Genomic DNA, 18,012 nt, shown 5'->3' with positions numbered 1-18,012 from the left:
AGGCGGTGCGGACGGGGCGGCCGCCCGCCGCGCCTGCCCGACGGGCGTCAGGGCTGCTTCGGCACGTCGATCCGGTCGATGTCGGGCGCGAAGCCGGAGGGGCCGCTGTCGAACGTGATGGTGTTGCGGCCGGCCCTGAGCGTCACGGGGACGCTGATGGTCTGCGCCGCACCCCAGCCTCCGCTGGACGGGAAGGCGCTGCTCGTGGCGGGCTTCCCGTTGGCCGAGATCTCGACGGACCGTTCGTCACCGGAGGTGTAGGCCACGTTCACGTAGTACGTTCCGGCCCGCGCGGCCTCCACGTTCCCGAAGCGCACGGAGCCGCCCTCGTAGAGGTTGCCGACCTTCTTGCCGCCGGAACACTCGTCGCAGTCGGAGACCGAGGCGTTGCCCGTGAGTGCGTTGGCCGGGGACTCGGCCTCGTACCCCGTGGTCCGCAGCCGGGAACCGTGCGGGGTGACGGTGAACAGGCGTGAACCGTGCGAGGGCAGCGCCTCGGTGATGCCGTCCTTGTGCCCGCCCAGGTTCTCGTGGTTCCACAGATCGCGAACGGTCGCCTTGCCGGCGAAGCCGAGGGCGGACCAGCGGGCCGTCACCGGGGCGGGCGAGCCGCCGAGGTTGAAGAGCGCCACGGTGTAGCTGCCGTCGTCGTTCTCCGAGGCCCACACCTGCTGGTCACCGGCCGTGGTGACCGGATGGGCCGGGGTGCCCGGCTGCTGGTTGACCTGGAGCACCTCACGGTTGGTGAGCAACGAGAGGCCGTACGCGTCCAGTTCGGTGAGGTCGTCACCGGAGTAGAGCGGCGACTTGGCGATCGACCACAGCGTCATGTAGCTCTTCCGCTCGGCCTTCGTCAGCCCGTCCATCTCGCCGTTGCCGACATCGATCGCGTCCAGGTCGTTCCAGCCGCCCGGACCCGCGTGCCGGGTCCACACCGGGGTGTCGCGCCACCGGGCCTTCACCGAGTTGTCCCACGTCACCAGCGTCTCGCAGTAGCACTCGACATCGGTGTCCACCCGCCAGCCGTCGGAGTTCTCCTTCCAGCTGTCGGCGTAGTCGACATCCAGTGACCAGGAGATCTCCAGGTGGACGGGGCGGCCGGTGCGCTTGATCGCCTTGTTCCAGGCGGCGACGTCCGCCCGGTTGTCGTAGTTGTCACCGCCCTTGAAGGAGCCCGGACCCACCCCGTCGAGCTTGAGGAAGTCGTAACCCCAGTCGGCGATCAGCCGGGCCTGGGAGTCGACGTACTTCTGGGCGCACGGCCGCGTGAAGTCGATCTTGTACGAGCTGTCCCAGCCGTTCGTCGTGCGCAGATCGTCGTAGACGATGTCCCCGGTGGTGCAGCCCGGGGCGTTCCATATCGGCAGCTCGCCCCCGCCGTACCCTTCCTTCTCCAGGCCGACCGGCAGATAGATGCCCGCCTTGAGGCCCTTGCGGTGCAGGTCGTCGGCGACCGGCTTCATCCCGCGCGGGAAGCGCTCGGGGTCGGCCTGCTGGCGTCCGTAGCCGTCGAACTCGGGTGTCCACTCCTGGTTCCGCCACCAGCCCGCGTCGATGTTGACGTACTCGTAGCCGTACCGCTTCAGCTTGGCGGCCATCGCGTCGGCCTGCTCGAGGACGTTGGCCTCCGTCAGATAGCTGTAATCGCCTGTGGGGTTGAGCCCGGGGTAGGAACTGGTCTGCATCGACCAACTGCTCCACCCCATGAAGGGCTTGCCGGCCCGGTCCTGTCCGGCATCGGGCGCCGGGGCGGCGGCTGCCGACCGGGTGGCGGGCGAGGGCTGGGGTGTGGCCTGCGCCGGGAGCGCGGCGGCGGCCAGTGCGGCCGTGACGGCGAGGACCGTCGTGGCGCGCACGGCGCGGCCCGTGGATGGGGCGGGGAAGTGCATGAGGGTGGTCTCCTGCTCTGATCGCGTGGGGACGGGACGGTGGTGCGGGAGAGCCAGGGGCGGCACCACGTCGAGTCCCCGCTCGTGCGGCGGCGCATGACGGGCCGTCCGGGCCCGGCAGCGGCCGGCGAACAGTGCGACGACCTCGTCCGCGGTCACCCGGACGCCGCAGAGGAGGGCGCGTACTCCGATGCCCTGGTGATCGCCGCACAGGCGGCCGGAGTTGGCGGCGGGTCCGTGTCGACAAGGCCGGTCGGTGACATGGCCGGAAACGTAGGTGAGTTAATTTCCTCTGTCAAGAAACAAAATTCAGCCCGCTGGCGACGGGGGTGAGAGGGCTGGCGGCCGCACCCGGGTCGCCGAAGGACTGTTGGCCGGGCCTTCACCGCTGCGAAATCCGCCGTACCCGGCAGAGCTCCGGGATTCCCCGAGCCTGGACATGGGCATGTCACCGCATGGCTCGGCCCGATGCGCTTCGACCAGGAGGAAGCAGTGAAGAGAGAACGACGGATCCGCAAGGTCGCACTGGTACTTGCTGCAGCAGGGGTGTTGGTCCTGGCCTCACCCGGCAGCGCCTTCGCGGCCGTTCCGGGGGCCCTGCCGGCGAACGCGGACGGACTGGAACAGACCTTCCAGCCGGCCTACGACTACGACGGCGACGGCTGCTATCCGACCCCCGCCATCGGCCCCGACGGCACCATCGCCCCCGGGCTGAACACCACCGGCGCCGTCAACGGCAGCTGCCACGACTCCTGGGACCTGGACAACACCAACGGCTATGCCCGTTCCAAGTGCAACAACGGCTGGTGCGCCATCATTTACGGCCTCTACTTCGAGAAGGACCAGGCCGTGGCCGGGAGCGGTCTTGGCGGTCACCGCCACGACTGGGAACACGTCGTGGTGTGGGTGCAGGACAACGAGGCGAAGTACGTCTCCACCTCGGCGCACGGGGGCTTCAGCGTGTACGGCCGCGATCAGATCCAGTGGGACGGCACCCACCCCAAGGCCGTGTACCACAAGGACGGGATCGGCACCCACTGCTTCCGTCCCGCGACCACGGGCGACGAGCCGCCGGAGAACCACTACCACCAGTGGCAGTTTCCCGACCTGGTCGGCTGGAACGGCTACCCCGACGGTGTCCGGGACAAGCTGGTGCAGGCCGACTTCGGCAGCGCGGTCTTCGGTCTGAAGGACGGAAACTTCGCCGCCCATCTGGAGAAGGCGATGCCTGCCGGAATCCCCTTCGACCCCAACGCCTGACGGGGGAGTGCGGCGGGGCGGCCGGCCTGGATCAGCGGGCCGCCGCCCCGGCGGACCGGGCGGGAGGCGCGGCGAAGAGGCGGTGGGCCGCCATCGCCGCACCACCGCGTGCCCAGGTCTCGAACGGCAGGGGGCGCACCACGAGTTCGCACCTGGCGGCGGCGCCGAAGGCCTGGTCGGCGAAGGTGCGGCGGATCTCGTCGGAGAACAGGTCGTACGCCGCCACGCCCTCGCCGGAGATGATGATGCGCTCCGGCCCGATGAGGTTGGCCACGGACGCGATCCCCAGCCCCAGGGCCCTCCCCGCCCGGGTGAAGACGGTGCGCGCGGCGGCGTCCCCGGCCCGAGCCAGACGTACGGCGTCGGCGAGGGACAGTTCCGCGTCCCCTGTCTGCTCCTGCACCTGTTCCACGATGGCCTGCGTCGACGCGACGGCCTCCACGCAGCCGGTGTTGCCGCAGGTGCAGACCCGGTCACTGCCGCCGACTGGCACATGTCCCAGTTCGCCCGAGACCCCGAACGCGCCCGTGACCACCCGGCCGCCGACGGACATTCCGCATCCCACTCCCGCGCCGACCGTGACCAGGGCGAAGGAGGAGAGGCCGACTCCGGCACCGAACCACTGCTCGGCGACGGTGAGGGCTCGTACGTCGTTGTCGATGACCGCCGGAATGCCGGTGGCTTCCTCGATCAGGGCGGCGAGCCGTACCCCGTGCCAGTCCAGGAAAGGGGAATAGCGGACGGTGCCGCCCGGGCCGTCCACATCGCCGGAGACCGTCACGCCGACGCTGTGCACCGCCGGGCCGGACCCGGCCTGCTGTTCACCGGCCCGTCCTTCACCGGCCCGTCCCTTTCCGGCCCGTCCCTTTCCGGTCGGTTCCCTTCCGGTCGGTCCGCAGAGCGTGCCGACCAGCCGGGCGACGGCCCTGACCACCGTGCCGACATCCCGGGAACGGAGCGGCGTCCGGTGGGTGGTCAGTGGGGTCGCCGTGAGGTCGACGAGCATGCCGATCAGCTCATCCGACGTGATCTTGATGCCGATGAACCGGGCCCGCTCGGGCCGTACCGCCACCAGCGTGGCCGGGCGGCCCGGCTGCCGGTCGCCCGACGGACCGAGCTCGGTGATCCAGCCGTCGTCGAGCAGCGGGGCCGACACCTTGGTGACGGCCCCGGAGGAGAGGCCGGTGCGGCGTCCGAGCTCCGCCCGCGTCAACGGGCCCTGGGTCAGCAAGGTCTGGAGGACGAGCGCGGCTGATGGCGGCTGCCGGGTGAGGTTCACCCGGCCGAGGTTACCTTCTGCCCGAAAGCAAAGGTGTCGGACCCGGGCTGTGGATCGCCTGAGAACGCGCAAGGACTCCTCTGGACAGTGCTGAATATATTGATGCCAGAAGGAAATGATCGTTGCAGCGGAGCGCCGCCGTCACCCATTGGTTTCGAGAGGACATGCCATGACCCGCATCACCACCCGGATCGCGCATCTGCGTGCGGCCGGGGTGAGCTTCGTCGTCGAACTCCGTGCTCCGCTGCCCCGTGTCCTGCACTGGGGCGAAGATCTCGGAGAGCTGACCGGAGACGGTCTCGCGGCCCTCGGCCTGACAGCGGACGCCGCCGCGCTCAACAACTCACTCGACGAACCGCGGCAGTTCACCGTCTGGCCCACCGAGGCCGACGGCTGGTCGGGCACCCCGGCCCACCAGGGCCACCGGGGTGGGACGGCCACCACCCCGCGGATCACCATGACCGGCGCCGAGGAACGCCCGGGCGAACTGGTCATCGACCTCCACGACGCGGACGCCGGACTCGACATCGTCCTCACCTACCGGCTGGACCCGTCCGGTGTGCTGGGCGTACGCACCGGCCTGTCCTGCCCGTACGGCGCCCCCGGTGCCGCGCCGTACGACCTCGCCGCCACCACCGCACTGCTTCCGCTGCCCGGCCGCGCCCAGGAGATCCTGGACTTCACCGGCAAGTGGTGCCGCGAACGCTCCCCGCAGCGCGGCCGGCTGGCGTTCGCCGGTCATGTCCGTGAGGTGCGCCGGGGTAAGCCCGGACTGGACGCACCGCACCTCCTGACGGTCGGGGTGCCCGGCTTCGGGTTCCGTACGGGCGAGGTCTGGGCCCTGCATGTCGGATGGAGCGGCAATCAGCGCTGGCTCGCCGAGCGGCTGCCCGAGGGTGCGGGCGTGCACGGCGGAGTCCTCGGCGGCGGCGAACTGCTGGCGCCCGGCGAGATCCGGCTCGCCCCGGGTGACCGGTACACCTCGCCCGAATGCTTCTTCGCCTGGTCAGGGGAGGGGCTTGACGGGCTTGCCGCCCGGTTCCACACGATGCTCCGGGCCCGCCCCCGGCACCCGTCCACGCCGCGTCCGCTGACCCTGAACACCTGGGAGGCGGTCTACTTCGACCACCGCCCCGAACAGCTCCTGGCGCTGGCCGACGCGGCCGCCGAGGTCGGCGTGGAGCGACTGGTCCTGGACGACGGCTGGTTCCTCGGCCGTCGGGACGACACGGCGGGGCTCGGCGACTGGACGGTGGACCCACAGGTGTGGCCGGACGGGCTGGGCCCGCTGGCGGACCGGGTGCACGCGCACGGAATGCAGTTCGGGCTCTGGGTGGAACCCGAGATGGTGAACCTCGACTCGCGGATGGCCCGGGAACACCCCGAGTGGATTCTCGGCCCGTCCGCCGGGGTGGGGCCGAGCTCCCGTCACCAGTACGTGGTGAACGTCGCCCGCGAGGACGTGTTCGGCTACCTGCTGGAGCGGCTGGACGCCCTCGTCACCGAGTACGGCATCGACTACCTCAAGTGGGACCACAACCGGGAACTGCACGAAGCGGTGCGGCGCGGCGCGCGCGGCACCGACCGGCCCGGTGTGCACGCCCAGACCGAGGGCCTCTACCGGCTGATGGACTCGCTCAGGTCCCGCCATCCCGCGCTGGAGATCGAGTCGTGCTCCAGCGGTGGTGGGCGCGTCGACCTCGGCGTCCTCGACCGCACCGACCGGGTCTGGGCCTCGGACTGCAACGACCCGGTGGAACGCCAGTCGATCCAGCGCTGGACCGGGCAGCTGCTGCCGCCCGAGCTCGTCGGCGCCCATGTCGGGGGCCCGCGCAGCCATACGACGGGCCGGATCACCGACGACTCGTTCCGGCTGATCACCGCGCTGTTCGGCCACGCGGGCATCGAGGACGACGTGACCGCGCGCACCCCGGCCCAGCGCGCGGTGCTGACCCGGTGGGCGGCGCTGTACAAGGAGGTGCGCGGGCTGTTGCACAGCGGGCGGGTCGTCAGGGCGGACCTCGATGACGAGGCGACCCAACTGCACGGTGTGGTCGCGCCGGACGCCGGTGCGGCGCTGTACTGCTGGGTGCGGACGGAGACTTCCGTACCGGGCCAGTCGGGCCGTGTCCGCCTCCCCGGCCTTGCCCCGGGGCGTCCCTACCGGGTCCGGATCCGTACGGAGGCGGGGCTGCCCGACCTCCATCAGGTCACCGGTCCCCTCTGGTGCACGGCGGCACTCGACGGCTGGGTCCCGATGCCGGGCGCCGTACTGACCGGCGCGGGGCTGCCGATGCCGACGCTCAACCCGGGGCAGGCCCTGCTGATCGAGGTCGCGGCTCAGACGTCCGCGAACTGACGGGCGGCCGTCGGGGCCCGGCCGGTCCGGACCCCGACGGTGCTGTCACGGGCTCGCCGCGTCGTAGCCGTAGCGCAGCGGCCCGTCGCCCGGGGGCAGGCCGAGCCGATAGACATACAGGGCCTCGGCCCGGACGCCGCCCGGTGCGGCCTCCACCTCGCAGGGGCGGGTGATCTGTACGACCGGCGGGCGGTCGGTGACGCGCAGACGCAGGCCGTGGGCGGGGCCCCCGACGAGCACCGCGTGCTCCTCGTGTGTCGTGCAATCGGTATCCATATGCATACTTTAAAGGTTGCGCAATAAAACAACTATGTGATGTGCTCCGGGGCCGGTGCACCGCGCCCGCCCGCGCCCCGAGTCGGGTCACATCGCCGGGACCCGTACGTAGCGTTCGGTGATGTGCAGGTCGGCCTCGATACGGTCGGCGGCGGCGCGGAGCCGGGGCAGGACATCCGTGACGCACTCCCGCACGCTGCGGCTGCTGCTGTGCATGGCCACGTTGACCGCCGCCACGACCGCGCCGCGGCGATCACGCAGGGGCACGGAGACCGAGCGCAGGCCCACCTCCAACTCCTCGTCGACCAGCGCATATCCGTCGTCGTGGACGCGGTCGATGGCCGCGCCGAGCGCTTCGGCCGCGGTGACGGTGAACGGGGTGAGGGCGCGCGGCTCGGTCCGGGCGAGCCTGGCGCCCCGTTCGGCAGGCGGCAGCGCGGCGAGCAGGACGCGCCCCATGGAGGTCGCATGAGCGGGGAAGCGCGTCCCCACGGTGATGTTGACGCTCATGATGCGTCGGGTCGCGACACGGGCGGTGTACTGGACGTCGTCGCCGGCGAGGACCGCGAGTGAGGCCGAGTCCTGGACCTGGTGCGTCAGTGCGGCGAGATGGGGCTGCGCGATCTGCGGCAGTGTCGCCCGGGACAACGGGGGGTAACCGAGGGCCAGTACGCGCGGGGTGAGGCGGTGGGTCCGGTCGTGGGTGGCGGCGTAGCCGAGGTGTTCCAGGGTGATCAGGGCGCGCCGGGCGGTCGCCCGGGCCAGACCGGTCGCCCGGGCCACGTCGGTCAGGGTCAGCGTCTCCCGGCCCTCGCCGAAGGCTGCCAGTACGGTCAGGCCGCGCGCGAGGGACTCGATGAACTCGCGGCCCAGCTCCTGCTTGGATGCCCGGGTCCAGGAGGCCAGCGCGGTGGGGGAGGCCGGAGCCCTGGCGGGCGGGGCCTGGCCGAGCTCCCGCTCCATGGCCGCGGCGGCCGCGAGTACCCGGGGCAGCAGGGTGTCACGCAGGGAGGCGGCCGTGTGCCGGCTGGTGTGGCTCACGACGCTGACGAGGCAGGCCACATCCCCGCCGGGGGAGCGCACCGGTACGGCGAGGGCTACCAGACCCGGTTCGATCAGCTGGTCGTCCAGGGCCCATCCGTCCTGACGCGCCCGTTCGACGCGCGTCGCGAAGTCCCGCTCGTCCGAAGGCTGTTGAGGGGGAGCGGCCGGAAAGGCCAGGCCCTCGGGGTCCGCGGCCCGGCGCGCGCGCCACTGCTCCCACTCCCGCGCGTCCCAGCCGGCCGCCAGCAGCGGTCCTGGAGCGGCGCGTTCCAGGGGGAGCAGGTCCCCGATGCGGAAGCTCAGGGACATGGCGCGCCGCCGGGTGGCCTGATGGATGAAACGGATGCCGTCGATGTCACCGACCGCGAGGGAAACCGATTCGTCGAGCTCGTCCGCCAGTGCGTCCGCGTGCCCGCCGAGGAGCGACGGAAGCCGCAGGGCCGACAGATACGCGTTGCCGAGCTCCATGAGGCGGGGCGCGAGCGTGACATCGCGCCCGTCCAGGCGTACGTAGTCCATGCGGGCGAGGGTCGCGGTGATCCGGTCGACGGTGGAGCGGGCCAGACCGGTGGCGCGTTCGATATCGCCCGGGCTCATGGTCCCGCCCGCGTCCGTGAGCCGGCGCACGACCGCGATTCCGCGCATCAGCGGGGCGACCGCCTCGGCCGGTGCCGGTGTCTCGGTCTGCTGAAGCGTGTGGGTCGGTGGCATCGGCTCTCCGTCGGGCGTCGTGGGGACACAGTAATGAATGCCATGAGGCGGGCGGCGGGGCGTCCGGAGCCGGTGGGGCGCGGACCGTTGACAGCCGCCGGGCCGGGCGGCAGACTCCGTGCCAAGAATAGTGAAAGAAACTTCACTATGCGAACAACAGGTGGGCGGTCCGATGGACAAGGTGGTCGCCTCGGCCGCACAGGCCGTGGCCGACGTCCCCGACGGCGCGTCGGTCGCGGTCGGCGGATTCGGACTCAGCGGGGTGCCCGACGCACTCATCGGAGCCCTGTACGACAAGGGCACCGGGAATCTGCGCGTCGTGTCCAACAACTGCGGCGCCCAGGACTCCGGACTGGCGGTCCTGCTGACAGCCGGCCGGATCGGCAGGGTCACCGGCTCGTACATCGGCGGGAACAAGGAGTTCGCCCGCCAGTACCTGGCCGGGGAGCTGGAGCTCGAACTCATCCCGCAGGGCACGCTCGCCGAACGGCTGCGGGCCGGCGGCGCGGGAATCCCCGCGTTCTACACCCCGGCCGGAGTCGGCACCCTCGTCGCGGAAGGCGGCATGCCCTGGCGTTACGACGGGGACGGCGGCGTCGCGATCACCTCACCGGCCAAGGAGGTACGCGACTTCGACGGCGCGCCCTACGTCCTGGAACGGGGCATCCGCACCGACTACGCACTGGTCAGGGCGGCCAGGGGCGACCGGCACGGGAATCTCGTCTTCAACAAGGCGGCCCGCAACTTCAACCCGCTCGCCGCCACGGCGGGCCGGATCACGATCGCCGAGGTCGAGGAGCTGGTCGAGCCCGGCGAACTCGATCCCGACCACGTACATCTGCCCGGGATCTACGTGCAGCGCGTGGTCGCGCTCACTCCACGACAGGCCGCCGACAAGCGGATCGAGCAGCGCACGGTGACGGCACGGAACAGCCCGCGGAAGGGTGGCAACTGATGGCCTGGAACCGCGAGGAGATGGCCGCCAGGGCGGCCGCCGAACTGCGCGACGGGGAGTACGTCAACCTGGGCATCGGCCTGCCGACCCTCATCCCCAACCACCTGCCCGACGGTGTGCACGTCGTCCTCGAATCGGAGAACGGCATCCTCGGCACCGGCCCCTTCCCTTACGACGACGAAGTCGACCCCGACCTGATCAACGCGGGCAAGGAGACGGTCACCGTCCTGCCGGGAGCCTCCTTCTTCGACTCGGCGCTCTCCTTCGGCATGATCCGCGGCGGCCACATCGACACCGCGGTGCTCGGCGCCATGCAGGTCTCCGCACACGGTGACCTCGCCAACTGGGCAGTGCCGGGAAAGCTCGTGACGGGCATCGGCGGCGCCATGGACCTCGTGCACGGCGCCCGCCGGGTCATCGTCACGATGACCCACACAGCCAAGGACGGCAGCCCGAAGATCGTCGAGGAGTGCACTCTCCCGCTCACCGGCCGGGCCTGCGTCCACCGGATCATCACCGATCTGGCCGTCCTGGACGTGACCGCCGGCGGACTGGTGCTCGCCGGGACCGCGCCCGGCGTCAGCACCGCCGAGGTACTCGACCGGACCGCCTCCCCCGTCCGGGTCGCCGAAGGGACCCGGACGTGAGCCGCTCCCCCCGCGCCCTGCCGGGCGTGGAACCGTGCACCGGAGGCCGGTGCGCGATCGCCCCCGTACCGGAAAGGCAGGACCGACACCCGTGACCACCCCACCCGCACCCGCCGGCACCGTCGAACCCCCGCTCACCCAGGCCCAGATCACCGCCGAGATCACCGCCGCGCGAGACGACTACGCCAGGTCGGTCGCCGCCGGCGCCCCGGTTCGCCCGCACCCCGCGCGGGACTACGCCCCGTACCGCAGCAGCACCCTGCGCCATCCCCGGCGGCCGCTCATAGCGATGGGGGCCGACCCGGAGGACGTCGAACTCACCGGTCCCGTGTTCGGGGTCACCGACGTCACCGACCTCGACCACGACCTCACCCGCAGGCACCGGGGAGAGCCCCTGGGCGAGCGGATCACGGTCACCGGACGGGTCCTCGACCGGTCCGGACGTCCCGTGCGCGGCCAGCTCGTCGAGATCTGGCAGGCCAACGCCTCCGGTCGCTACGCCCACCTGCGCGACCAGCACCCTGCGCCGCTCGACCCGAACTTCACCGGCGTCGGCCGCTGTCTGACGGACGACCGGGGCAGCTATTCCTTCGTCACCGTCAAGCCGGGCGCGTACCCCTGGCGCAACCACACCAACGCCTGGCGCCCCGCCCACATCCACTTCTCGTTGTTCGGGTCCGCGTTCACCCAGCGCCTGGTGACCCAGATGTACTTCCCCGGCGACCCGCTCTTCGGCTACGACCCGATCCTCCAGTCGGTCACCGACGACGACGCTCGCAGCCGGCTCGTCGCGGCGTACGACCACGATCTGTCCACCCCCGAATGGTCGCTCGGCTACCGCTGGGACATCGTCCTCGACGGCCCGTCCGCGACCTGGGCCGAGGAGGGCCGCTGATGAGGGACGCCACTCCCGGCGCAGCCCGGGGAACGCTCGCGCCCACCCCGTCGCAGACCGTCGGACCCTTCTACGGCTATGCGTTGCCCTTCGCGGGGGGCGGCGACATCGCGCCCGCCGGTCACCCGGGCGCCATAGTGCTGCACGGCCATGTCCTGGACGGGGCCGGCGCACCCGTGCCCGACGCCCTCGTCGAGGTGTGGCAGCCCGCTCCCGACGGGTCACGGCACGGCGCGCCCGGCTCGCTGCGGCGCGACCCGGTCACCGGAGCGGTCATCGGCCGCCACGGCCTCGACTTCACCGGCTTCGCCCGGGTGCCGACGGACGCCGACGGGCACTACACCGTGCGGACACTGCCGCCGGGCGGGGCCCCGTACGTGGCGATCGTCGTGCTCGCGCGCGGGCTCACACACCACCTGCACACCCGGGCCTACCTCCACGACGCCACCGGACTCGCCGGGGACCGCCTGCTGTCGGGCCTTCCGGAGCGGCGCCGGGCGACACTCCTGACCACGCCGGAAGGCGCCGGCGTCCACCGCTTCGACATCCGTCTGAGCGGCGACGGTGTGCATGAGGAGACGGTCTTCCTTGACTTCGGATGACGCCTTCGCCGACACCGGGCTGCTCTCACCGGTCCGCGCCGGCACGGCTGTCGAGGAGGCGACGGGTGATGCCGCGTACGTACGGGCGCTGCTCGATGCCGAAGTCGCGCTCGTCCGTGCCCAGGCCCTGCTCGGGCACGCACCGGACGGGGCGGCGGAAGCCGTCGCGTCGGCCGCGGCGGGCACCGCACGTTTCGGCGCCCGTTCGCTGGCACTGCGGGCCCGCTCCGGCGGCAACCCGGTCATCCCGCTGGTGGCCGATCTGACGGCGGCCGTCGCCGAGGAGACTCCGGAGGCGGCGGCCCACGTCCATCGCGGAGCGACCAGCCAGGACATCCTCGACACCGCGACCATGCTGGTGGCGTCCGAGGCGCTCGGCCTGATCCTGGCCGACCTGCACCGGATCGCCACGGCCCTGGGGCGCACGGCCGCCGAGCACCGCGATACCCCGATGGCCGGCCGTACCCTCACCCAGCACGCCGTCCCGACGACCTTCGGGCTGAAGGCCGCGGGCTGGCGGAGCCTGGTCCTCGACGCTGCGGACCGGCTCACGGCCGTACGAAGCACCCTTCCGGTCCAACTGGGCGGCGCAGCAGGCACATTGGCCGCCTTCACGGCCTTCGGCCACTCCGGGAAGCCCGCTGGGGACGCTGATGTCCGGCCCGGTGCCCCGGCCACCGGCGATGCGGCGCAGGACTCCGGTGTGCGCCTTGTCGAGGCGTACGCCGCCGCGACCGGACTGGCCGCCCCCGTACTTCCCTGGCACAGCCTGCGCACCCCGGTCGCCGACCTCGGCGGAGCGCTGGCCTTCACCTCCGGAGCGCTCGGCAAACTCGCCGCCGACGTACTCCTGCTGTCCCGCACCGAGATCGGCGAGCTCTCCGAGAGCGGGGGCGGTGCGTCATCCGCGATGCCGCACAAGACGAACCCGGCCCGCGCGGTCCTCGTCGCCGCCGCCGCCCGTCAGGTACCCGCGCTCGCGGGCATCCTGTACGGCTCCCTCGCCGCCGAGGACGAACGGCCGCCCGGGGCCTGGCACGCCGAATGGCAGCCGCTCCGTGAAGCCCTGCGCACGGTCGGCGGAGCGGCAGACGCGTCGGCCGCCCTGGCCGAAGGACTGTGCGTCCACCCCCGGCGGATGCGGGAGAACCTCGATCTCACCGGCGGACTGATCGTCAGCGAACGACTCGTGACCGCCCTCTCGGAGCTGATCGGACGGGCCGGGGCGCGCACGGCGGTGACCGCGGCCGCGGGACGCGCCGTCCGTGACGGGACGGAACTCCACGCGGCCCTGCGCCAGGATCCCGAGGTGGCGGACGTCATGTCCGAGGAGCGCCTGCGGGCCCTCACCGACCCGGCCGGCTACCCGGGTTCGGCCGGCGTTCTCGTCGACCGCGCACTGCATCGCCCGGACACCCGCACAGAAGCAGACACGCCGTGACGCGCGCAGGACCCGGCGACAGCACGGCCCGCCCGTCCTCCGCCACCCCTCCGGCACCGGCCGGCCCAGGAGCCCCATGAAAGCCCCGCACTCGCCCACCGAATCCGCCGCACGCCTCCTGCACCACCGGGAGGACGGCCCGCCCTCCGGTACACCTCTCGTGCTCGGGCCGTCCCTCGGTACCTCGATGGCCGTCTGGGACGGACAGGCCGCCGCTCTGGCCCACAGTCACCGGGTGGTCCGCTGGGACCTGCCAGGACACGGCGGCAGCCCCGGGACGCTGCTCCCCGCCGGAGGCGGCGTCGCCGAGCTCGGCGCACAGGTGCTGAGGCTTGCCGACGCGCTCGGCATCGACCGGTTCGGGTACGCGGGCATCTCCCTCGGCGGCGCGGTGGGCAGCTGGCTGGCCGTCCACCACCCCGACCGGATCACCTCGCTCGCGCTCGTGTGTTCGTCGGCCCGGTTCGGCGAGCCGCAGGCCTGGCTCGAACGTGCCTCCCTGGTGCGGGCCGAAGGCATCGGCCCGGTCGTGGAGACGGCGGCCGGGCGCTGGTTCACGGCGGGCTTCGCCGAGACCCCTGCTGCCCGTGCCGTCGTCGACGGCCTGCGGGCCGTCGACCCCGGGGCGTATGCCGCCCTGTGCGAAGCCCTCGCCATCCATGACCTGCGCGGCGAACTCGCGGGCATCACCGCACCGACGCTCGTCGTGGCCGGCCGCGAGGACCCCGCCACTCCCGTCGCCCACGCCCGCGAACTGGCCGACGCCATCCCCGGCGCGACGCTCATCGAACTCCCCGGCGCCTCGCACCTGGCCAACGTCGAACAACCCGGACTCGTACGGACCGCGCTGCAGAGCCACTTCGCGGCCGGCCGCGCCACCGACGACATGTCCCGGCACGCCGCGGGGACGGCGGTGCGCCGCACCGTCCTCGGTGACGCGCACGTCGACCGGGCCACAGCCGCGACCACGCCCTTCACCGCCGTCTTCCAGGACTTCATCACCCGCTACGCCTGGGGCGAGGTGTGGACCCGGCCCGGTCTCGACCACCGGACCCGGCGCTGTCTCACCCTCACCGCGCTGACGGCACTCGGCCACCACGCGGAGCTGGCCATGCACCTGCGGGCCGCGCTCGAAAGCGGCGACCTCACCCCCGAGGACGTCCAGGAAGTCCTGCTGCAGGCAGCCGTCTACTGCGGAGTCCCGGCGGCCAACGCCGCGTTCGCCGCGGCGGACCGGATCATCGAAGAGATCACCCACGCCGCAGAGGGGAAATAGCCGATGCACACCACTGTCGGGATCATCGGCGGCGGACCGGCAGGTCTTCTGCTGGCACGGTTGCTGCACCGAGCGGGCATCGACTGCGTGGTGCTGGAGAGCCGCGACCGCGCGTACGTCGAACAGCGCCAGCGCGCCGGCATCCTCGAACAGGCCACCGTCGACGCGCTCCGCGAGGCCGGTGCCGCCGGGCGTCTCGACGCCGAGGGCCTGGTGCACGACGGCATCGAACTGCGCTGGGACGGCAGGGCGCACCGCATCGACTTCCCGTCCCTCACCGACGGCCGCCGGGTGTGGGTCTACGCCCAGACCGAAGTCGTCAAGGACCTGATAGCCCTGCAACTGGCGGACGGCGCACCGCTGCACTTCGGTGCCACCGTCACGGCGGTCGAGGGCGCAGCCACGGACCGGCCCACCGTCCACTACACGCACGAGGGCCGCAACTCCCGGATCACCTGCGACTACGTGGTGGGCTGCGACGGGTTCCACGGCGTGACGCGCACCGCGGTCCCGGCAGCGCTGCAGCGGACGCACGAGCGGGTGTACCCGTATTCCTGGCTCGGCATACTGGCCGACGTCCCGCCCTCCTGCGACGAGTTGATCTACGCGCACTCGCCGCGCGGGTTCGCCCTCCACAGCATGCGCTCGCCGGAGGTCAGCCGCCTCTATCTGCAGGTGCCCAACGGAACCGATCCCGCCGACTGGCCGGACACCCGGATCTGGGACGAACTCGACGCGCGCTTCACCGTCGAGGGCGACTGGAAGCTTCGGCGCGGCCCCATCACGTCCAAGTCCGTCCTGCCGATGCGCAGCTCGGTCACCGAACCCATGCGGTACGGCCGGGTCCTGCTCGCGGGCGACGCCGCCCACATCGTCCCGCCCACCGGCGCGAAGGGGCTCAACCTGGCGGCAGCCGACGTCGTGGTGCTGGCCCGCGCCCTGGTGCGTCAGCACGTGACAGGTTCGGCCGGTCTGCTGGACGCGTACTCCGACACCTGCCTGCGCCGGGTGTGGCGGGCCGAGCACTTCTCCTACTTCATGACCACCACGCTCCACACCGACCCGGACCAGAGCAGCTTCGACACCCGGCTGCAGCTCTCGCAGCTGGACAGGATCGCCGCCTCACCGAACGCCGCGGCGGAGCTCGCGCAGAACTACGCCGGTCTCCCACTGCCGTAGGGCTGGGGATCAGGCCCTGTGCCGATGCAAGCAGGAGGATCTCCGTGGATCTCACCGTCCGGCAGCTTCGCTATTTCGTCGCGGTGGCACAGGAGCTCCACTTCGCGCGCGCCGCGCAGGGCCTGCGCATCTCCGCCCCCTCGCTGAGCCGGCAGATCGCCGCGCTCGAGCGGAGACCGGGCGCGCCCCTGTTCCGGCGGGACGCCCGGCACGTCGAACTCACCGAGGGCCCGCCGATCCGTCGCGGCCCTCGACGAAGTGGTGGCATGGGCCGAGGAACGGCGCGCGGGCGGTGCGGTGGTGCGGGTCGGCCTCGGCGTCGGGAGCCGCATCAGCTCGCTCATCCTCAACGAAGCGGCCAGGGCGTTTCCCGGCACGAGGTGGCGGATCCGCCGGCTGGGCTTCGCCGACTCCCTCACCGCGTTGGCGAAGGACCTGTTCGACGTGATCTTCGCCCCCGCCCCGCCGGATCCGTCCGGACCCGGAATTCACGCGGTGCCGCTCTGGTCCGAGGGGCGGGTCCTGGTGGTGGGCGCCGACCACCCACTGGCCGGGAGAGCGTCACCGTGGACGAGGTCGCGGACGAGCGTTTCGTCGCGGTGCTCGGCGACGAGTCGCTGACCCAGTGGCTCGGACTGCCGCGGAGCGACGGGTTCGTTCCCGAGGTCGCGTACGTGGCCGAAACGTTCGAGGAGGCGCTCCTTCGTCGCCGCGTCGGACGGCTCCACCGGCGACGGCGCGTGGCGCGAGCCGCGGCGAACCGGCGCGTATGTCAGCCGCGCGGGCGATGCCCGAACCGCACCCCCTCCCACGGCGTGCCGACCGGGAACGACTCCGCGCGGCGCTGGCCGGCCGGGCGCGCAGCCGCCCGTTCGATCTCCGGCTTCGCGCCCTCGATCCGCTCCAGCCACTCCAGCAGTTCGGTGCGCAGTTCGTCGGCGACGGACCGGTGGGAGTCCAGCCCGGTGAGGTTGTCCAGCTCGTACGGATCGGCCGCCAGATCGTACAGCTCCGTCTCCACGTAGCTGTCCGCGTCCGCGTCGTGCCAGGCGTCCGCGCCCGGAGCCGTCACCGCGTACTTCCACCGGGACGTGCGTACGGCGCGGCCCACCCGGTCCTCGCTGATCTGGACGAACACGGAGCCGGGCCGGCCCGGGTCGCTGCCCCCGCCGGTCAGCGGAAGCAGGGAGCGCCCCTGCACGCCGTCCGGTACCGGGATGCCCGCCGCCGCCAGCAGCGTGGGCATCAGGTCCACCGTGCCGACGGGGTGCCGGACGAGCCCGCCACCGGTGAAGCCCGGTCCGGTGAGCGCGAGCGGTACGCGGACGGACGCCTCGTGAGCCGAGCGCTTGTACTCGCTGTTGCGGGTACGGAAGTGGGAACCGTGATCCGAGGTCCAGGCCAGGACCGTGTTCTCCTCGGTCCCGATACTCCGCAGGGCGTCGCGGAGCCGTCCCACGCCTTCGTCGACCCTCTTGATCTGGCCGAGGTAGCCGGCGAGATGACGGTGTGCGCCACCCTGCGGGGCGCCCGGTGCGAGGGCGGCCAGATCCGGCGGCAGCCATGCCCCCTCGTAGCGTTCGCGGTAGCCCGTCGGCGCCGGGTAGTCGTCGGTGGGGTTCTGGTGGTGCGGTTCCAGCAGGGAGAGGAAGAGCAGGTACGGGCGGTCATGGTGGTCGGCCACGAAGCGGATCGCCGCGTCGACGAGCGCGTCGGAGCGGTAGCCGGGCAGCCGGACGGGCTCGCCGTCCTCGTCGTGCACCACCGTGCGGTACGCGTCCGAGGTGAATTCGAGCCGGTCCGATGCCAGCCACCGTTCGTAGCCGCCCCGGCGGCCGGGCGGCACAGGGCCGTCCGGGTTGTCCTCGCCCGCCAGATGCCACTTCCCGATGTAGCCGGTCGCATACCCGGCCGCCGCGAACTCCCCGGCAAGGGTGGGGATGTCCCGGGGGAGTGGCAGCCCATTGCGGAAGACGCCCGTCGCGGTCGGGAAACGGCCGGTCTGCAGCGCCGAACGCGCCGGTGCGCAGACCGGGTTGGAGGTGATCGCCTGCTCGAAGAAGGTGCCTTCGCGAGCGATCCGGTCGAACTCCGGAGTCACTCCTGCCCGGTTGCCGTGCACCCCGGCGGTGTCCCAGCGCTGCTGGTCGGTGAGGACCACGATCACCTGCGGGGGCGCCCCGGCGGGCGACGCCGCAG

The 18,012-nt window shown here is 72.2% G+C and carries 15 protein-coding genes and 1 pseudogene; 11 read left to right on the top strand and 5 right to left on the bottom strand.

Annotated features, from left to right (window positions below; all coding sequences use genetic code 11):
* Nucleotides 1–47: 47 nt before the first annotated feature.
* On the bottom strand, nucleotides 48–1,889 hold the full coding sequence (locus tag ACFVW8_RS26240; RefSeq protein ID WP_389694078.1) for an alpha-galactosidase D: 1,842 nt from the start codon (nucleotides 1,887–1,889) through the stop codon (nucleotides 48–50).
* A 468-nt stretch (nucleotides 1,890–2,357) separates the two neighbouring features.
* Between ACFVW8_RS26240 and ACFVW8_RS26235 the strand changes: the two genes are divergently transcribed.
* Complete coding sequence (locus ACFVW8_RS26235) at nucleotides 2,358–3,149, top strand: NPP1 family protein (RefSeq protein WP_389694076.1); 792 nt, start codon at nucleotides 2,358–2,360, stop codon at nucleotides 3,147–3,149.
* A 31-nt stretch (nucleotides 3,150–3,180) separates the two neighbouring features.
* On the opposite strand, the gene ACFVW8_RS26230 is transcribed toward ACFVW8_RS26235, so the two are convergent.
* Complete coding sequence (locus tag ACFVW8_RS26230; protein WP_389694074.1) at nucleotides 3,181–4,428, bottom strand: ROK family protein; 1,248 nt, start codon at nucleotides 4,426–4,428, stop codon at nucleotides 3,181–3,183.
* A gap of 169 nt (nucleotides 4,429–4,597) precedes the next feature.
* On the opposite strand from ACFVW8_RS26230, the gene ACFVW8_RS26225 reads away from it, so the two are divergent.
* On the top strand, nucleotides 4,598–6,787 hold the full coding sequence (locus ACFVW8_RS26225; protein ID WP_389694072.1) for an alpha-galactosidase: 2,190 nt from the start codon (nucleotides 4,598–4,600) through the stop codon (nucleotides 6,785–6,787).
* Between the two features lie 45 nt (nucleotides 6,788–6,832).
* Here ACFVW8_RS26225 and ACFVW8_RS26220 read toward each other — a convergent pair whose 3' ends face one another.
* Both ACFVW8_RS26220 and ACFVW8_RS26215 read right to left on the bottom strand, forming a co-directional pair.
* A complete protein-coding gene (locus ACFVW8_RS26220; protein ID WP_384122030.1) occupies nucleotides 6,833–7,063 on the bottom strand; it encodes a hypothetical protein in 231 nt (76 codons plus the stop codon).
* Between the two features lie 87 nt (nucleotides 7,064–7,150).
* Nucleotides 7,151–8,818: an IclR family transcriptional regulator C-terminal domain-containing protein gene (locus tag ACFVW8_RS26215; protein WP_389694070.1), complete on the bottom strand. Its 1,668-nt coding sequence runs from the start codon at nucleotides 8,816–8,818 to the stop codon at nucleotides 7,151–7,153.
* 172 nt (nucleotides 8,819–8,990) lie between these two features.
* On the opposite strand from ACFVW8_RS26215, the gene ACFVW8_RS26210 reads away from it, so the two are divergent.
* The 9 genes and pseudogenes from ACFVW8_RS26210 to ACFVW8_RS26170 all read left to right on the top strand — a co-directional run bounded on the left by ACFVW8_RS26210 (nucleotide 8,991) and on the right by ACFVW8_RS26170 (nucleotide 16,434).
* The gene (locus ACFVW8_RS26210; RefSeq protein ID WP_389694068.1) at nucleotides 8,991–9,773 is read left to right on the top strand and encodes a CoA transferase subunit A; all 783 of its coding nucleotides are present in this window, start codon (nucleotides 8,991–8,993) and stop codon (nucleotides 9,771–9,773) included.
* Entirely contained in the window at nucleotides 9,773–10,420 is a 648-nt protein-coding gene (locus ACFVW8_RS26205; RefSeq protein ID WP_389694066.1) for a 3-oxoacid CoA-transferase subunit B, read from the top strand. The genes ACFVW8_RS26210 and ACFVW8_RS26205 overlap by 1 nt, the downstream gene beginning before the upstream one ends.
* A 91-nt stretch (nucleotides 10,421–10,511) precedes the next feature.
* Nucleotides 10,512–11,315 (top strand): protocatechuate 3,4-dioxygenase subunit beta, encoded by an 804-nt coding sequence (pcaH, locus tag ACFVW8_RS26200; RefSeq protein WP_389694064.1) that lies wholly within the window; start codon nucleotides 10,512–10,514, stop codon nucleotides 11,313–11,315.
* The gene (gene pcaG, locus ACFVW8_RS26195) at nucleotides 11,315–11,917 is read left to right on the top strand and encodes a protocatechuate 3,4-dioxygenase subunit alpha (RefSeq protein WP_389694062.1); all 603 of its coding nucleotides are present in this window, start codon (nucleotides 11,315–11,317) and stop codon (nucleotides 11,915–11,917) included. The genes pcaH and pcaG overlap by 1 nt, the downstream gene beginning before the upstream one ends.
* Nucleotides 11,904–13,358 (top strand): 3-carboxy-cis,cis-muconate cycloisomerase, encoded by a 1,455-nt coding sequence (pcaB, locus tag ACFVW8_RS26190; protein ID WP_389694060.1) that lies wholly within the window; start codon nucleotides 11,904–11,906, stop codon nucleotides 13,356–13,358. Before pcaG ends, pcaB begins: the two co-directional genes overlap by 14 nt.
* Nucleotides 13,359–13,434: 76 nt before the next feature.
* Nucleotides 13,435–14,634, top strand: a complete 1,200-nt coding sequence (gene pcaC, locus ACFVW8_RS26185) for a 4-carboxymuconolactone decarboxylase (RefSeq protein WP_389694058.1) — start codon at nucleotides 13,435–13,437, stop codon at nucleotides 14,632–14,634.
* A 3-nt stretch (nucleotides 14,635–14,637) separates the two neighbouring features.
* Nucleotides 14,638–15,813 carry a 4-hydroxybenzoate 3-monooxygenase gene (locus ACFVW8_RS26180; protein ID WP_389694056.1) on the top strand — a complete coding sequence of 392 codons (1,176 nt, stop codon included), beginning with the start codon at nucleotides 14,638–14,640 and terminating at the stop codon, nucleotides 15,811–15,813.
* Nucleotides 15,814–15,857: 44 nt separating this feature from the next.
* Nucleotides 15,858–16,028 (top strand): annotated as a pseudogene (locus tag ACFVW8_RS26175) (LysR family transcriptional regulator); the annotation flags it as partial.
* 43 nt (nucleotides 16,029–16,071) lie between these two features.
* Nucleotides 16,072–16,434 carry a LysR family transcriptional regulator substrate-binding protein gene (locus ACFVW8_RS26170; protein ID WP_389694054.1) on the top strand — a complete coding sequence of 121 codons (363 nt, stop codon included), beginning with the start codon at nucleotides 16,072–16,074 and terminating at the stop codon, nucleotides 16,432–16,434.
* 151 nt (nucleotides 16,435–16,585) lie between these two features.
* Here ACFVW8_RS26170 and ACFVW8_RS26165 read toward each other — a convergent pair.
* Nucleotides 16,586–18,012, bottom strand: a 1,427-nt coding sequence (locus ACFVW8_RS26165; protein WP_389694052.1) for a sulfatase-like hydrolase/transferase, incomplete at its 5' end; no start/stop codon positions are given.

It is taken from the genome of Streptomyces sp. NPDC058221, assembly GCF_042882365.1.
Lineage (GTDB): Bacteria > Actinomycetota > Actinomycetes > Streptomycetales > Streptomycetaceae > Streptomyces.
This window is presented reverse-complemented; position numbering and strand designations above follow the sequence as displayed.

Coding starts and splice junctions, on each gene's coding strand:
- ACFVW8_RS26210 (WP_389694068.1), top strand. CDS start 8,991: ATGGACAAGGTGGTCGCCTCGGCCGCACAGGCCGTGGCCGACGTCCCC.
- ACFVW8_RS26240 (WP_389694078.1), bottom strand. CDS start 1,889: ATGCACTTCCCCGCCCCATCCACGGGCCGCGCCGTGCGCGCCACGACG.
- ACFVW8_RS26205 (WP_389694066.1), top strand. CDS start 9,773: ATGGCCTGGAACCGCGAGGAGATGGCCGCCAGGGCGGCCGCCGAACTG.
- pcaG (WP_389694062.1), top strand. CDS start 11,315: ATGAGGGACGCCACTCCCGGCGCAGCCCGGGGAACGCTCGCGCCCACC.
- ACFVW8_RS26180 (WP_389694056.1), top strand. CDS start 14,638: ATGCACACCACTGTCGGGATCATCGGCGGCGGACCGGCAGGTCTTCTG.
- ACFVW8_RS26215 (WP_389694070.1), bottom strand. CDS start 8,818: ATGCCACCGACCCACACGCTTCAGCAGACCGAGACACCGGCACCGGCC.
- ACFVW8_RS26225 (WP_389694072.1), top strand. CDS start 4,598: ATGACCCGCATCACCACCCGGATCGCGCATCTGCGTGCGGCCGGGGTG.
- ACFVW8_RS26235 (WP_389694076.1), top strand. CDS start 2,358: ATGCGCTTCGACCAGGAGGAAGCAGTGAAGAGAGAACGACGGATCCGC.
- ACFVW8_RS26220 (WP_384122030.1), bottom strand. CDS start 7,063: ATGGATACCGATTGCACGACACACGAGGAGCACGCGGTGCTCGTCGGG.
- pcaC (WP_389694058.1), top strand. CDS start 13,435: ATGAAAGCCCCGCACTCGCCCACCGAATCCGCCGCACGCCTCCTGCAC.